Here is a 15,611-nt window from a genome sequence, read left to right as displayed (position 1 = left end):
TTAATTAAAAGTCTAAACCGCCTTCGCGAGCACCTTCAGCCAATGATTTGATACGGCCATGGTATAAGTACCCATTACGGTCAAAAACTACTTTGCTAATTCCTGCTGCAACCGCTTTCTCAGCAATTAATTTACCTACTGCTTTCGATTGATCTACTTTGTTTCCTGATTCAGCAAATTCCTTTGATAAAGTTGATGCTGAAGCTAATGTTTTACCTGTAGTATCGTCGATAACCTGTGCGTAGATTCCTTTGTTGCTTCTAAAAACCGTCAAACGAGGACGTTCAGTTGATCCAGCCAGGTGTTTTCTAATTCCTTTTTTGATTCGCTCTCTGCGAGTTGATTTAATTCCTGCCATGGTTATTATTTTTTAGCTGATTTACCTGCTTTTCTTCTTAATACTTCACCTGCAAACTTGATACCTTTACCTTTGTATGGCTCTGGCTTACGGAAGCTACGGATTTTAGCCGCTACTTGTCCGATCAATTGTTTGTCGATTGATTCTAAAGTGATCGTAGGATTTTTACCTTTATCAGCAGTTGTTGTTACTTTAATTTCCTGTGGCAATACGAATACAATCTGGTGAGAGAAACCTAAAGTTAACTCTAGCGTATTACCTGTGTTTGAAGCACGGTAACCCACACCCACTAATTCTTGAGTAGTTTTGTATCCTTCAGTTACACCTACAACCATATTTTGCAATAAGGCGCGGTATAAGCCATGTAATGCTTTGTGCTTTTTTTGTTCTGTTGAACGAGATACTACGATGTTACCGTCTTCTTCTTTAACGGTAATGTCGCGATCAATTTGTTGTGTTAATTCACCTTTAGGGCCTTTAACAGTTACCAGATTCTTATCTGAAACTGTTACCGATACACCTGATGGTATAGCGATAGGCGCTTTTCCAATTCTTGACATTCTGTGCTTTTTCCTAGATTAATAAATGTAACATAAAACCTCTCCACCAACGTTTTGTACGGCAGCTTCTTTGTCTGACATTACTCCTTTCGAAGTAGACAAAATCGCAATTCCTAAACCGTTTAATACACGAGGTAAGTTGTCAACACTTGCATACTTTCTTAAACCAGGTTTACTCACACGTGTCAATGTGCGAATAGCCGGTACTTTGCTAATTGGATGGTATTTCAAAGCAATCTTGATTGAACCTTGAGGACCTTCTTCAATAAATTTGTAATTAGCAATGTAACCTTTGTCGAAAAGAACTTTTGTAATTTCTTTTTTAAGGTTCGATGCAGGAATTTCAACAACCCTGTGGTTGGCCTTGATGGCATTCCTTACTCGGGTAAGGTAATCCGCTATTGGATCTGTATTCATTATGTATAAAATTATGATAATGGTTTCCATGACTAACCGAAGCCATAGACCTTTTATCGGTTAAAATATTGCAATGCAAAAAAAACCCGATAAACCACTGTTCGTGGTTTATCCGGGCAAAAGTAATTATATTTTTTTGATTACCAAGAAGCTTTTTTCACTCCCGGGATTTTTCCGTCTAATGCCATCTCACGGAATGTTACACGTGAGATACCGAATTGACGCATATATCCTTTTGGACGACCAGTTAATTTACAACGATTGTGTAATCTCACCGGTGATGCATTCTTTGGTAATTTATCTAGTGCTTCGTAGTCACCTGCAGCTTTCAAAGCAGCACGTTTCTCCGCAAATTTAGCAACTAATTTTTGACGCTTAACTTCGCGTGCTTTTAATCCTTCTTTAGCCATTGTTATTCGAATTTTGGTTTTTGAATGGTAAACCGAATTGTTTCAATAATTCTAAAGCTTCGATATCATTCTTAGCTGAAGTTACGAAAGTAATATCCATACCTTGGATCTTGTTGATCTTGTCAATGTTGATCTCTGGGAAGATAATTTGTTCAGTAATACCTAAGTTGTAGTTACCATGTCCGTCAAATCCTTTATCGTTGATTCCACGGAAGTCACGAATACGTGGTAAAGAAACCGCGATTAAACGATCTAAGAATTCATACATATTGTTGTCACGTAAAGTAACACGTGCACCAATAGGCATACCTTTACGCAATTTGAAGTTCGAAATATCCTTTTTAGATTTTGTTGGAACTGCTTGTTGACCAGTAATTGTTGTTAACTCAGTGATTGAGTTATCAATTAATTTCTTGTCAGCTGTTGCTGCACCAATACCTTGAGATACAACGATTTTCTCCAGCTTAGGAACTTGCATAACGCTCTTATACTGGAATTTTTCCTTAAGCGCTGTACGGATTTCTTCCGCATATTTCGCTTTTAATCTTGGAACGTAAGTCATTATTTAATTTCCTCCCCTGATTTTTTTGCGTAACGAACTATTTTACCATCTGCATTAACTTTACGTCCAACACGTGTAGGATTACCCGTTTTTGGATCAATTAAAGATAAATTAGAGATGTTGATTGCAGCTTCCTTCTCGATGATTCCACCATTAGGGTTTGCTGCGCTAGGTTTAGTGTGTTTCTTCACAATGTTAGCGCCTTCAACTACTGCTCTGTTAGTATCAATAATAACTTGTAATACTTTACCTTGAACACCTTTAGAGTTACCAGCGATAACTTTCACTAGATCACCTTTTTTGATCTTGATCTTGTGAGTAGTTTTGTTTGTATTCTTTGCCATAATTATAAAACCTCCGGTGCTAGTGATACAATCTTCATGAACTGTTTCTCACGTAACTCTCTAGCAACTGGGCCAAAAATACGTGTTCCACGTGGTTCATCATTGTTATTTAATAATACCGCAGCGTTGTCGTCGAAACGAATGTATGAACCATCTTTACGACGGATTTCTTTCTTCGTACGTACTACTACTGCTTTTGAAACTGATCCTTTTTTCACGTTTCCTGAAGGGATAGCGCTCTTTACGGTAACAACGATTTTATCACCGATTGATGCATAACGCTTACGCGTACCGCCCAATACACGGATTACTAAAACTTCTTTAGCACCGCTATTGTCAGCTACATTTAGTCTTGATTCCTGTTGTACCATCTTATTTAGCCCTTTCTAAAATTTCTACTAATCTCCAGTTCTTAGTTTTACTCAGCGGACGAGTTTCCATAATTAATACCGTATCGCCGATACCGCAGGTATTTTGTTCGTCATGAGCTTTAAATTTAGTAGTTTTCTTAACGAATTTACCGTAAATAGGGTGTTTTACTTTACGCTCAACAGCCACTACGATAGATTTGTCCATCTTGTTGCTAACTACTAAGCCGATTCTTGTTTTTCTTAAATTTCTTTCCATTTCGACTTAAATTTTATGCCTCAGAGGCTGTTTCAGATTTTGCTGCATTATTACGCTTTGAAATCTCTGTAGAGATACGAGCGATAGTTCTGCGAGCTGCTTTGATCACGTTTGGATTCTCAATAGCTGAAACAGCGTGTGCAAATTTCAATTTGTTCAAGGCAGCTTGTTCTTCGACAAGACGAGCTGTTAAATCCTCAGTTGATAATTCTACGATTTCTGAATTTTTCATTTTTCAATTTGTTGTGCCGGGTTGTCTCGAGTTATTGGTCGCCTTACTGGTAACGGCAGTAAGGCTAAACTCTTGATATTACCGACGATTATTATGCTTCAACGTAGTCTCTACGAATCACAAATTTCGTTTGAACCGGTAATTTTTGTGCAGCTAAGCGCAATGCTTCTTTAGCGATTTCCAATGGAACGCCTTCTGCTTCAAATAACATACGGCCTGGGCGCACTACCGCTACCCAATATTCTGGAGCTCCCTTACCTTTACCCATACGTACCTCTGCAGGCTTCTTCGTAACAGGTTTGTCAGGGAAAATGCGGATCCAAACTTGACCTTCACGCTTCATATAACGTGTTACCGCAATACGAGCTGCCTCAATCTGACGGCTTGTGATCCATGCTGGTTCCATTGATTTGATACCGAAAGATCCGAAAGCTAATTCCGCTCCACGAGTGGCATTACCCTTCATACGGCCTTTCTGCATCTTTCTGAACTTCGTTCTTTTTGGCTGTAACATGTTCGTATTTTTTTAAATCTGTCTTAAACAGATAATCTTAATCTTGTTGTTAATTAATCTCTTTTACCACCACGGTTGTTATCACGACGGTTTCCGCCACGGTTGTTTCCTCCGCGACCACCACGGTTGTCACGACGGTTGTTGTTATCACCACCCTCGTTGCCACCACGTGATTTTACTCCTGATGCTTGACCAATGTTTGGAGATAAATCTCTCTTACCGTAAACTTCTCCTTTACAGATCCAAACCTTTACGCCAATCTTACCGTATGTAGTCAATGCTTCTGCTAATGCATAATCAATATCAGCACGCAATGTGTGTAAAGGAGTTCTTCCTTCTTTGTACTGTTCAGTACGAGCCATCTCTGCTCCGCCTAAACGACCTGAACACATTACTTTGATACCTTCAGCACCCATACGCATTGTAGATGCGATAGCAGTCTTCATTGCACGACGGAATGAAATACGTGCCTCTAATTGCTTAGCAATACCTTCTGCAACTAGTTTCGCGTCTAATTCTGGGCGTTTGATCTCAAAAATGTTGATCTGAACATCCTTCTTAGTTAATTTCTTTAACTCTTCTTTGATCTTATCAACTTCTTGACCACCTTTACCAATTACGATACCTGGACGTGCTGTGTGGATTGTAACTGTGATACGTTTTAAAGTTCTCTCAATAACAACTTTTGCTACACCGCCTTTTGCGATACGTACAGAAAGATATTTTCTGATTTTTTCGTCCTCAACTAACTTATCAGAATAGTTGTTGCCTCCGAACCAATTAGAATCCCATCCTTTGATGATTCCTAATCTGCTACCTATTGGATTTGCTTTTTGTCCCATTCTTAATATAATTAGTTGTTTACGTTATTAAAACTATCTACTACCAAAGTTACGTGGTTAGAACGCTTACGAATTCTGTAGCCACGTCCTTGTGGTGCTGGACGTAATCTCTTTAATTGACGACCGCCACCTACAGATACTTCTTTTACAAACAATCCTCCGTCTTCTACTGAAGAACCTTCGTTTTTAGCTTCCCAATTCTTAATCGCTGATAATAATAATTTCTCAACGCGAATGGATGCTTCTTTACCTGAATGTTTAAGAATGTAAAGTGCGTTTTCTACTTTCTGCCCGCGGATAAGATCCACTACTAAACGCATTTTGCGTGGTGAAGTAGGGCAATTCAATAACTTGGCAGTAGAAGCTCCTCCTACTTGAGCTTTTTCCTGCTCTTTGCGCTGCTTAATTAAAACAGACTTTTTGAGTTTTTTTGTTGCTTCCATTACCTATTATTTTTTCTTTTCTGCGTGGCCTCTGAAAGTACGCGTAGGCGCAAATTCACCAAGCTTGTGACCAACCATATTTTCTGTTACATAAACCGGAATAAATTTATTCCCGTTGTGCACTGCGAAGGTATGGCCAACAAAATCAGGTGAAATCATTGATCTACGAGACCAAGTCTTGATTACTGACTTCTTGTTTGTTTCATTCATAGAAAGAACTTTTCTTTCTAAGTTGTGATCGATATAAGGACCTTTTTTAATTGAACGAGCCATTATTTTTTCCTTCTCTCAATGATGTAACGATTCGATGTTTTCTTCTTGTAGCGTGTTTTGTAGCCTTTTGCTAACACACCTGTGCGTGAACGTGGGTGACCACCTGATGAACGACCTTCACCACCTCCCATAGGGTGATCTACCGGGTTCATTGCAACACCACGAACTCTTGGACGACGACCTAACCAACGTTTACGACCTGCCTTACCTAATACTTGGTTCGCTTTTTCAGCATTTGAAACTGAACCAATTGTAGCAACACATGTCAATAAAATCATACGTGTCTCGCCCGATGGCAATTTAATAATAGCATACTTACCATCACGTGCAGACAATTGTGCATATGTACCTGCTGAACGTGCAATTGAACCTCCTTGTCCAGGATTCAATTCAATGTTATGAATGATTGAACCCAATGGAATGTTAGCCAATGGCATAGTATTACCTACTTCTGGGGCTACTGATTCGCCTGCAATTACTGTTTGTCCTACTGTTAAACCAGCTGGAGCAATAATGTAACGTTTCTCACCATCCGCATAATGCAATAATGCAATACGTGCTGTACGATTCGGATCGTACTCGATAGTTGCTACTTTCGCAGGGATATCTTTTTTATCGCGTTTGAAATCTATTAATCGGTATGATTTTTTATGTCCCCCACCGATGTAACGCATAGTCATTTTACCGGAGTTATTACGACCACCTGACTTCTTGATGCTAACTACTAATGATTTCTCAGGAACGTTTGTTGTAACGTCTGAATAATCAGCACCTACTCTGAAGCGTGTACCAGGGGTAACCGGTTTGAATCTTTTAACTGCCATTTCTTATTATAGTGTACTGTAAAAGTCAATAGTTTCACCATCTTTAACTGTAATGATGGCCTTTTTATATTTAGGGCTTCTTCCTGAAACAAATCCTGCTTTCGTGTAACGGCTCTTTGCCTTACCCGCAACAACTGCTGTGTTAACTGCAACTACAGTAACTCCAAACATTTGCTCAACAGCATTTTTGATCTGAATCTTGTTAGCTCTATGATCTACTTTGAAAGCATAACGGTTTAATTTCTCCGTTAATATCGAAGCTTTCTCAGTTAAAATAGGTTTTTTAATAATCTCCATATTACTTAGCGAATGCTTCCTCCAAAGTTTTAACAGAATCTGCAGTTAACAATAATTTCGTAGCGTTCAATACATCATATGTATTTAAATCTGATGCTACGATAACTTTTGCTTTCTTCAAGTTTCTGCTTGATAAATAAACATTGTTATTGTATGCTGGCAATACTAATAAAGTCTTTTCGTCAGCTACATTTAACGCATTTATCAAAGCCAAATAGTTCTTTGTTTTGATTGTATCGAAGTTAACTTCGTCTAATACCAATACATTGTTCTCTTGTGCTTTGTATGACAATGCTGATTTACGTGCTAATTGCTTCAATTTTTTGTTCAATTTAAAGCTATAGTCACGTGGCTGTGGACCGAATACACGACCACCACCATTAAACAATGGAGATTTGATAGAGCCCGCACGAGCACCACCTGTACCTTTTTGTTTGTGTAATTTACGAGTTGAACCCGCGATCTCGTTACGTTGTTTTGATTTGTGTGTTCCTTGGCGTTGGTTCGCTAAGTATTGTTTCACATCCAAATAGATAGCGTGGTCACTAGGTGTTACACCGAATACCGACTCAGGAAGTTGCACCTTGGCACCTGTTTCTTTTCCTGATAAATTTAATACTTTAACTTCCATCTCTACTATTTGTCTACGATTACATATGAACCTTTAGCTCCTGGTACGGAACCACTAACAACGATTAGGTTTTGTTCAGGGTAAACTTTCAAAATCTGTAAATTCTGAACTTTTACTCGCTCGCCACCTGTACGACCTGCCATGCGCATTCCTTTGAATACTCTTGAAGGCCATGATGAAGCTCCTAATGAACCCGGTGCACGTAGTCTGTTGTGCTGACCGTGTGTCGCACCTCCTACACCACCAAAGCCATGACGCTTCATTACACCTTGAAATCCTTTACCTTTCGAAGTACCAACTACATCTACGTACTCGCCTTCTTCAAATAAAGTAACATCAACGATGTCTCCTAGTTGCTTCTCATCTGTGAAAGTTTTGAATTCAACTAGTTTACGCTTAGGACTAACTCCTGCTTTTGCAAAATGTCCTTTCAAAGGATCTGTCGTGTTCTTTTCCTTAGCATCATCAAAGCCAAGTTGAACTGCCGAATAACCATCCTTCTCTTCCGTACGTATCTGCGTAACCACGCACGGCCCAGCCTCGATTACTGTACAAGGGATATTCTTCCCTTCAGCATTGAACAGGCTGGTCATTCCTACTTTTTTACCAATAATTCCTGACATGTTATAAATTAATTAATTAAACGTCCATCGAAGCAGTAGGGCTTCGCTCAAGACACAATTCCCCATTTAGGGACTGCAAAAGTACAAACAATTTTATAACTATCAAATAGTTAGTCAATTATTTTTAAAAATAATGGCATGAATTTTTTATTCATGCCTCTCATTTTAATTAATTTATATTTTTATCACCGATTCGCCATCCAACATTCGCTTATATCTCAATAAAGCCTCAACATAATAATAATCCGCATAGGTCAACGGCACATCGACCTCAGAATTTAATGGCAATGCTCCTACGCTATGCTTTAGCAAATACCCCCCGTTCTCACCTTTTGAGGAAAAATATTCACTGGAAGATAGATTTGTAAGAATAATTTCCGCACTTGTAAGATACTTAGAAGACTCTTTTCCTTTTGTATACTGTGAAAGTTCTAATAGTGCTGACGCAGTAATAGCTGCGGCTGAAGCATCTCTTAAATCTCTCCTTGAATATGTCTTACTATCTGAAGGAATTTTATCCTTGTCAAAATCCCAATATGGAATTAAATCCTTCGGCATATTAGGACTGTTCAACATGAAGTTAGCTATTTTTATAGCCTGATTTAAATATGCTTTATCTTTCGTCTCCCTATACATCATCGTATATCCATATAGCCCCCAAGCCTGACCCCGAGCCCATGCTGATTCATCTGCAGCACCTTGGGCAGTCTGTCTTGCTAAAACTCTACCATTGTTTGGATCATAATCAATCACATGATATGTACTATAATCATCCCTGAAATGATTCTTAAGGGTCGTATTAGCATGTGTTATTGCAATATCGGAATACTTCTTATTGCCTGTCGTTTTTGAAAGTTGCATCAAAAACTCCAAATTCATCATATTATCAATAATGACCGGGAATTTCCACACATTGTGGTCCCATGATCGAATTGTCTTTGTCGTTGGATTAAATCTACTTATTAATGATTCAGCTCCAGTTTTTAGAATAGGCTCATACTTGGAACTGTCACCTGTTAAACGAAGGGCATTCCCAAAACTGCAGAACAACATAAAACCTAAATCATGTGTACCTTTATTATATTGCTCTTGCTCCAAATCTTTTAGCTTATCTAATCCAATTTGCTTTAATCCTTGGTCATTTGTAGCTTCTGACAAATACAGAACAGTTCCAGGATAAAACCCTGAACACCACCATGAAGAATTCGAATATTTCTGTTCACCATTTTCAAATGTCTTTGGAAATTTACCATCAGGAACCTCATTAATCAATGTCTTGTATTGCTCTGCCGAGGCTTTCAATTGATTATTAATAAAATCATTCGACAATTTTAAATTGTTCTTCTGCGCTTGGGAAATCTGTAAGACGAACATACAGATGGCTAATGTTGTGAATATCGTTTTCATAGAATTTTTTTTAGATTGAATTAGGTATCAGCAAAATAGGAATTATAATTACAAAAACGGGTCATTAAATTACGATAACGTTTTCATTCAGAGCTAAAATTAACTCCATAAAAAAAGGACAATGTTTAGCATTGTCCCTTTCTATTTTATATCAATTTTTAAAATTGACCTGTATTAAGCATAACTAAGGTACATGCTTCCACAACTTCAATTCCATTTTCACGAGCTTGTTCAGCTAGTTCTGGATTCTCAGCTCCTGGATTAAAAATCAAACGCTTTGGCTTTGTCTTTAAAATATAATCATAATACTGAGGTTGATTCTGTGGCCCTACATACAAAGTCATTGTATCTATATCTGTATGAATTTCCTCTGCAGGCTCGATCTCTACCCCAGCAACTTTACCAGTCTTACGCCCAACATTTACAATTGGATGTCCTTTTCTCACCAATTTATTGGCTACCAAATACGAATATCTTGCCGGATTGGTACTCGCACCTAAAATCAAGGTCTTTTTCATATGTTGTTATTAGGTTTACTTAATTAACTAAATCTCCATTTGCATTATATGCATTTTGTCTCAAAATAGGCATTTCTAAGATTTTATACAAATCATCCAAATGATTCAAACTTCCATTCGCCATATTTGTTAATAACACAATGGTTATATCATTCTTTAAATCACGTATATACAAACTCTTGAATCCGTGCCACCATCCTGTGTGATAAACAATCGGATTTTCTGGGGGGCTGAAAGTTCTCCAACCATATCCATAACTAAATAAACTTCGTTTAGCATCACTCCTTGGCATGTACATTGAATCCAAAACCGCCTCATTGACGATTCTACCCCCTCGTACAGCTCTATCTAATAAATACATGTCTTGAACTGTACTATAAATTCCTTTATCCCCTACAGGACCATCCAAATAGTTCCTTACAACCGATCTTCTCCATACTTTATCATGCCCCATAACATTAGAAGGTGTCTTTTCATAAACTGCAGTCGAATAAACGGCTGTGTTTTTCATACCAGCAGGATCAAAAATATTTTCCTTCATATAGACCGCAAAATCTTTTCCTGTCACTTTCTCTACGATGGAAGCCAGCACCATAAAGTTTGAATTATTATAATGAAATCTTCCATCTGGTGCTCCATATCGATTGGGATGCTTTTCTATCAATAGATTCATAGCATCTTGGTTGGACATAGGTTTCTTTCGATCCGGCCAGGCTTCTTCTGAAAAGTATACATAATTAGGCAATCCTGAACGATGGGAAAGCAATTGAGCGATCGTAATTCCGGGATAAGGAAAATTCGGGTAAAAATCATTAACCGTATTCTCCAGCTTCAACTTCCCCTCCTGCACCAATTTCAATACACCAAGCGCTGTTATTGGTTTCGATGCTGATGCTAACTCAAATTGAGAGTTAATATTAAGACTATCTTTTAATAAATAATCTGCCCAACCAAAAGAGTTTTGATACAATATCTTCCCTTTTTTTGCAACTAGAACATTCCCATTAAATGCGGATTTCTTATGAAGATTTTGCATGAAAGCATCAATTTGCTTGTCTGCTTGCGTTGAATCATAAACCAGAGCAACACTGTCCTGTTTTGCCTGGTCTATCTTAATTTCTTTTTGTTTTGCTTCTGGCGAAGAACAAGAGAACAGTGTTATTGTTCCCAATCCAAATACTACTAATAAATTTTTAATTGACACGCTTCTAAACTAATTTTTTTAAGTATGCTTGACATAATTCGCAATGAAGACAAATTACTATATATTGTGACAAAATACAATAAATTTTAGCTTTCTTTTGATAAAAGAATAGTTACATTTTAATCATTCAATTCTCCTTATCTTGAAAGTCGATATACAATCCTAAAAACATAAAAACAAAAAAGGTCGCGAATTGCGACCTTTTCCATATTTTAAAACTACCAATTATGCTAATAAGCGAATTGGAGCTTCAATTAATCCTTTTAATGTCTGTAAGAATTGTGCACCAGTTGCACCGTCAACTACACGGTGATCACATCCTAATGTTAATTTCATAACATTACCTGGAACCACAGCGCCATTTTTAACAACAGGAACCTGTTGAATAGCACCTACAGATAATATAGCCCCGTCTGGTGAGTTGATAATAGATGTAAATTCATCGATACCAAACATACCAAGATTTGAAACTGTAAAAGTTGATCCTTCCCAATCAGATGGTTGTAATTTCTTGGCTTTCGCTTTTTGAGCAAAATCCTTAACCTCTGCGGATATGTGAGATAATGATTTACCATCAGCAAAACGAACAACTGGAACCAATAAACCGTCTTCAACAGCCATCGCAACCCCAACATTTGTATGCTCATTATAACGGATCTTATCCCCTAACCATGATGAGTTAACATTTGGATGTTGTTTCAATGCTACTGCAACCGCTTTTACAACGATGTCATTGAATGAAACTTTAACAGGTGCAACCTCATTAATTTGAGCACGAGCTGCCATAGCATTATCCATATCAACACTAATAGTCAAATAGAAGTGTGGTGCTGTAAACAATGACTCAGACAATCTGCGTGCAATTGTTTTGCGCATTTGGTTAACTGGTTTCTCTGTGAAACGTTCTTCACCTACGAATTGAGGTAAACTTATAGTTTTAGAATCTGTTTCTGCAGGTTTAGCCGCTGCTGCCGCAGGAGCTGCCTCCGGTTTAAAGTTCTCAACGTCTTTTCTTACAATTCTTCCATTTTCAGCAGAACCTTTAACCTGACTTAAATCAATTCCCTTTTCCTTTGCAATTTTCTTTGCAAGTGGGGAAGCCTTAACTCTAGAATCACTAGAAGTTGAAGCAGCAACAGGTGCGTCAGATTTACTCTCTTGTACAACTGCCTTTGATTCTTCTTGTTTAGGCTCAGGTTTAGCTTTCGTTCCAGAAGAAGCCTTCTGATTTAACAACGGAGTAACATCTGTTCCTGCAGGACCTACGATCGCAATAATATCATTAACTTTCGCAGCTTGGCCAGCTTCAACACCAATGTATAATAAAGTACCATCTGCATATGCAGTTACTTCCATTGTTGCTTTATCAGTCTCAACGTCTGCAATCGCATCATCAGACTTAATGGTATCTCCAACTTTAAAATTCCATTGAGCAATAACACCTTCCGTCATCGTATCACTCAATAGAGGCATAGTAATAACGGTTACACCTAAATCCTCCGCACTTACATTACTTCCCGAGTCCTCTGAAGTTGTTTCTTCAGCTTTCTCTTCTTTTACCTCTGCTTTTGGTTCTTCTTTCTTCTCAGAACCGGATGATTCGCCTTTTAATAAAGCTTCATAGTCTTCACCCTCATCTCCTAACACCGCAATCACTGAATCAACAGGTACCGCATCTCCTTCTTTGGGACCAATATATAACAATGTACCTTCTTGATAAGATTCAAAGTCCATTGTCGCTTTATCAGTTTCAACCTCTGCAATAAGGTCTCCTGAATTTACTTTATCACCAACTTTTTTGTGCCATTTTGCGATCACTCCTTCAGTCATCGTGTCGCTCATCTTAGGCATTTTTACTACTTCAGCCATCGTTTAGGATTGTTCTATTTTAGTTAAAGTAATTATCATTTATTAATCCATGACAAAAGGATAGTCCTCTTGTACATAAATATCTTTATAGATTTCAGACGCATCTGGATAAGGTGACTCCTCAGCAAATTTAACTGAATCATCAACAATTTTCTTAACCTTAGCCTCAACCTCATCAAACCATGCTTGATCGGCATATTTATTCTCAACAATAGCATGCTTTACAGCAACAATTGGATCTCTTTCTTTATATTCTTCCAACTCTTCCTTTGTACGGTATTTAGCTGGATCTGACATCGAGTGTCCTTTATAACGATATGTACGAATTTCCAAAAATGTAGGACCTTCACCTGCACGTGCACGTTGAACCGCCTCATCCATTGCATTGTGAACAGCAACAACATCCATACCATCTACTGCAGCACTTGGCATATCAAAACCAAGACCCATCTTATAGATGTCGATCATATTCGTTGTACGCTGAACCGAAGTACCCATAGCATAACCATTGTTCTCACAAACAAAGATTACAGGTAGCTTCCATAACATCGCCATATTTAAGGTTTCGTTAAATGCTCCTTGACGAACAGCTCCATCACCCATGTAACAAATGTTTACATTGTCAGTTCCTAAATACTTCTCCGCGAATGCAATACCCGCGCCTAAAGGAATCTGACCTCCAACGATACCATGTCCTCCCATAAATTTATGCTCCTTAGAGAAAAAGTGCATCGATCCACCTTTACCCTTTGAACATCCTGTTGCTTTACCAAACAATTCAGCCATACATGCATCCGCTGATACTCCTTTTGCTAAGGCATGAGCGTGATCACGATATGCTGTAATTAATGAATCCGCAGGCTTAATCACAGACATCGTTCCAGCAACTACTGCCTCTTGACCAATGTATAAGTGACAAAATCCACGAATCTTTTGCTGTCCATAAAGCTGCCCAGATTTCTCTTCAAATTTGCGCATGAGCAGCATGGATTCATACCACTCCAGGTAGGTTTCTTTTGTTATAGGTGTTGAACTCATTTCTAAGTATTGAATTTCTTTACTAAACTGACTACAAATTTAATCAATATTAACGAGATTTCTGATAAATTTTAGGTTACATTTCACTGTTTTCTGTCTATTGTGTCAAAAAAACACCCTAACTACCCACAAACCAATTTTATCAGCATCTGCCATCTCTTTATACTATCCATAAAAAAACGACCCCAAAAGGCCGTTCTTATTATTCTTTATTTTAACTTCTCGACTAGTTCATCAAAACTAACCTTGACTTGAGCACCCGTTTCCATGTCTTTTAATGAAAGCATCCCAGAGTTTACTTCTTCCTCTCCCACCAACAAAACATAGGGAATACGTTTCGAATCCGCATAGCTCATCTGTTTCTTGATTTTAGCAGCCGATGGATACAACTCAACAGCAATTCCCGATTCTCTAAGTCTGTAAATTAATGGTAAGGTATAGGATTCCAAATTTTCATCAAAATTCACCACTAATAACTTTGTCCTTGCCGTTCCCGCTGCTGGAAATAGATTTAATTCCTCAAGAACATCAAAAATTCTGTCAGCACCAAATGAAACACCAACTCCAGTCAAACCACTCAAACCAAACATCCCAGTTAAGTCATCATATCGACCTCCTCCTCCAATACTTCCCATCTGTACTTCATTCGTCTTAACCTCAAAAATACAACCAGTATAATAGTTTAATCCTCTTGCTAAGGTAATGTCAACCTCAACAACCCGTTCTAGCAAATCTTTCCGGCCAAACTTCTTAATATAATCGAATACCTCCTCAATTTCCGTGATACCTTTCATCCCGATTTCCGAGGCAGATAAAACCGATTTCATCGATTGTAATTTCTCATCATTAGTACCCTTTAATTCAATGATTGGTTTTAAAACCTCCAAATCTTTGGCTGTAAAACCTCTCTCCAACAATTCTTTATTCACTCCATCGAGTCCAATTTTATCCAGCTTATCAATGGCAACGGTCATGTCGACAATCAACTCAGGTTTTCCCACAACCTCTGCAATACCAGAAAGAATTTTACGATTATTAAGTTTTATATTAAAATCTTTCAAACCTAATTCAACCAAAGCTTCATTATAAATTAAGATAAACTCAGCCTCGTTCAACAAGGATGGAGAACCTACAACATCCACGTCGCATTGATAGAACTCTCGGTACCTTCCACGTTGCGGACGATCTGCGCGCCAAACGGGTTGTATCTGAAACCTTTTAAAGGGTAAGGTAATATCATTTTGATGCATCACTACATACCTTGCAAATGGAACCGTCAAATCATAGCGCAAGGCCTTTTCTGAAATATGAGAAATTAATGAATTGGAATTCTTTTCAGCCAATAAGGATTCTGGTGTCTTTGCCAGATAATCACCTGAATTAAGGATTTTAAAAATTAATTTATCCCCTTCATCCCCGTATTTACCGGTCAATGTACTCAAATTCTCAAACGATGGCGTCTGGATTTCTGAATAACCAAATTTTTTGAAAATTGACTTTAGGGTATTATAGATATGATTACGCTTGTCCATCTCCACTGGAGAGAAATCACGTGTACCTTTTGCTAACGATGGTTTAATTGATGCCATAGCCGCAAAGATAAAAAAAATGAGAGGAG

The 15,611-nt window shown here is 38.0% G+C and carries 23 protein-coding genes; all 23 read right to left on the bottom strand.

The features are described 5' to 3' along the window. Positions 1-4: 4 nt before the first annotated feature. Positions 5-358: a 50S ribosomal protein L18 gene (rplR, locus tag E0Y80_RS13250; RefSeq protein ID WP_156308155.1), complete on the bottom strand. Its 354-nt coding sequence runs from the start codon at positions 356-358 to the stop codon at positions 5-7. Between the two features lie 5 nt (positions 359-363). After that, the gene (rplF, locus tag E0Y80_RS13245; RefSeq protein WP_156308154.1) at positions 364-918 is read right to left on the bottom strand and encodes a 50S ribosomal protein L6; all 555 of its coding nucleotides are present in this window, start codon (positions 916-918) and stop codon (positions 364-366) included. 18 nt (positions 919-936) lie between these two features. Continuing rightward, positions 937-1,335: a 30S ribosomal protein S8 gene (gene rpsH / locus E0Y80_RS13240; protein WP_099365470.1), complete on the bottom strand. Its 399-nt coding sequence runs from the start codon at positions 1,333-1,335 to the stop codon at positions 937-939. A 140-nt stretch (positions 1,336-1,475) separates the two neighbouring features. Then, entirely contained in the window at positions 1,476-1,745 is a 270-nt protein-coding gene (gene rpsN, locus E0Y80_RS13235) for a 30S ribosomal protein S14 (RefSeq protein ID WP_156308153.1), read from the bottom strand. Beyond that, positions 1,738-2,307, bottom strand: a complete 570-nt coding sequence (gene rplE, locus E0Y80_RS13230) for a 50S ribosomal protein L5 (protein WP_099370338.1) — start codon at positions 2,305-2,307, stop codon at positions 1,738-1,740. The genes rpsN and rplE overlap by 8 nt, the downstream gene beginning before the upstream one ends. After that, on the bottom strand, positions 2,307-2,651 hold the full coding sequence (gene rplX, locus E0Y80_RS13225; protein WP_156308152.1) for a 50S ribosomal protein L24: 345 nt from the start codon (positions 2,649-2,651) through the stop codon (positions 2,307-2,309). Before rplX ends, rplE begins: the two co-directional genes overlap by 1 nt. A gap of 2 nt (positions 2,652-2,653) precedes the next feature. Beyond that, the gene (gene rplN, locus E0Y80_RS13220) at positions 2,654-3,022 is read right to left on the bottom strand and encodes a 50S ribosomal protein L14 (protein WP_037498951.1); all 369 of its coding nucleotides are present in this window, start codon (positions 3,020-3,022) and stop codon (positions 2,654-2,656) included. A 1-nt stretch (position 3,023) separates the two neighbouring features. Then, positions 3,024-3,278: a 30S ribosomal protein S17 gene (gene rpsQ / locus E0Y80_RS13215; RefSeq protein ID WP_013665010.1), complete on the bottom strand. Its 255-nt coding sequence runs from the start codon at positions 3,276-3,278 to the stop codon at positions 3,024-3,026. A 13-nt stretch (positions 3,279-3,291) separates the two neighbouring features. After that, positions 3,292-3,510 (bottom strand): 50S ribosomal protein L29, encoded by a 219-nt coding sequence (gene rpmC / locus E0Y80_RS13210; RefSeq protein WP_156308151.1) that lies wholly within the window; start codon positions 3,508-3,510, stop codon positions 3,292-3,294. A 91-nt stretch (positions 3,511-3,601) separates the two neighbouring features. Continuing rightward, a complete protein-coding gene (gene rplP, locus E0Y80_RS13205) occupies positions 3,602-4,024 on the bottom strand; it encodes a 50S ribosomal protein L16 (protein ID WP_094257903.1) in 423 nt (140 codons plus the stop codon). A 53-nt stretch (positions 4,025-4,077) separates the two neighbouring features. Next, positions 4,078-4,866, bottom strand: coding sequence for a 30S ribosomal protein S3 (rpsC, locus tag E0Y80_RS13200; RefSeq protein ID WP_156308150.1), 789 nt, complete (start codon positions 4,864-4,866; stop codon positions 4,078-4,080). 11 nt (positions 4,867-4,877) lie between these two features. Next, the gene (gene rplV / locus E0Y80_RS13195; RefSeq protein WP_156308149.1) at positions 4,878-5,309 is read right to left on the bottom strand and encodes a 50S ribosomal protein L22; all 432 of its coding nucleotides are present in this window, start codon (positions 5,307-5,309) and stop codon (positions 4,878-4,880) included. 6 nt (positions 5,310-5,315) lie between these two features. Beyond that, positions 5,316-5,582, bottom strand: a complete 267-nt coding sequence (gene rpsS, locus E0Y80_RS13190) for a 30S ribosomal protein S19 (RefSeq protein ID WP_002997495.1) — start codon at positions 5,580-5,582, stop codon at positions 5,316-5,318. Continuing rightward, positions 5,582-6,406 (bottom strand): 50S ribosomal protein L2, encoded by an 825-nt coding sequence (rplB, locus tag E0Y80_RS13185; protein WP_093100410.1) that lies wholly within the window; start codon positions 6,404-6,406, stop codon positions 5,582-5,584. Before rplB ends, rpsS begins: the two co-directional genes overlap by 1 nt. Positions 6,407-6,412: 6 nt before the next feature. After that, positions 6,413-6,703, bottom strand: coding sequence for a 50S ribosomal protein L23 (rplW, locus tag E0Y80_RS13180; RefSeq protein ID WP_156308148.1), 291 nt, complete (start codon positions 6,701-6,703; stop codon positions 6,413-6,415). A 1-nt stretch (position 6,704) separates the two neighbouring features. Continuing rightward, the gene (rplD, locus tag E0Y80_RS13175; protein ID WP_156308147.1) at positions 6,705-7,334 is read right to left on the bottom strand and encodes a 50S ribosomal protein L4; all 630 of its coding nucleotides are present in this window, start codon (positions 7,332-7,334) and stop codon (positions 6,705-6,707) included. A 5-nt stretch (positions 7,335-7,339) separates the two neighbouring features. Continuing rightward, positions 7,340-7,957 (bottom strand): 50S ribosomal protein L3, encoded by a 618-nt coding sequence (rplC, locus tag E0Y80_RS13170; RefSeq protein WP_156308146.1) that lies wholly within the window; start codon positions 7,955-7,957, stop codon positions 7,340-7,342. A 174-nt stretch (positions 7,958-8,131) separates the two neighbouring features. Next, on the bottom strand, positions 8,132-9,364 hold the full coding sequence (locus E0Y80_RS13165; RefSeq protein WP_156308145.1) for a glycoside hydrolase family 88 protein: 1,233 nt from the start codon (positions 9,362-9,364) through the stop codon (positions 8,132-8,134). Positions 9,365-9,522: 158 nt separating this feature from the next. Then, positions 9,523-9,882, bottom strand: a complete 360-nt coding sequence (locus E0Y80_RS13160) for a CoA-binding protein (protein ID WP_156308144.1) — start codon at positions 9,880-9,882, stop codon at positions 9,523-9,525. A gap of 19 nt (positions 9,883-9,901) precedes the next feature. Then, a complete protein-coding gene (locus E0Y80_RS13155) occupies positions 9,902-11,086 on the bottom strand; it encodes a serine hydrolase domain-containing protein (RefSeq protein WP_156308143.1) in 1,185 nt (394 codons plus the stop codon). A gap of 225 nt (positions 11,087-11,311) precedes the next feature. Then, on the bottom strand, positions 11,312-12,955 hold the full coding sequence (locus E0Y80_RS13150; RefSeq protein ID WP_156308142.1) for a 2-oxo acid dehydrogenase subunit E2: 1,644 nt from the start codon (positions 12,953-12,955) through the stop codon (positions 11,312-11,314). A 42-nt stretch (positions 12,956-12,997) separates the two neighbouring features. After that, complete coding sequence (gene pdhA, locus E0Y80_RS13145) at positions 12,998-13,993, bottom strand: pyruvate dehydrogenase (acetyl-transferring) E1 component subunit alpha (protein WP_156308141.1); 996 nt, start codon at positions 13,991-13,993, stop codon at positions 12,998-13,000. 209 nt (positions 13,994-14,202) lie between these two features. Then, the gene (gene hisS / locus E0Y80_RS13140) at positions 14,203-15,582 is read right to left on the bottom strand and encodes a histidine--tRNA ligase (RefSeq protein ID WP_156308140.1); all 1,380 of its coding nucleotides are present in this window, start codon (positions 15,580-15,582) and stop codon (positions 14,203-14,205) included. Positions 15,583-15,611 lie beyond the last annotated feature (29 nt).

Origin of the sequence: Sphingobacterium endophyticum (genome assembly GCF_009733535.1) — a bacterium.
GTDB lineage: Bacteria > Bacteroidota > Bacteroidia > Sphingobacteriales > Sphingobacteriaceae > Sphingobacterium > Sphingobacterium endophyticum.
The sequence above is the reverse complement of the archived record's forward strand: the minus strand, read 5'-3'. Positions and strand labels throughout refer to the sequence as shown.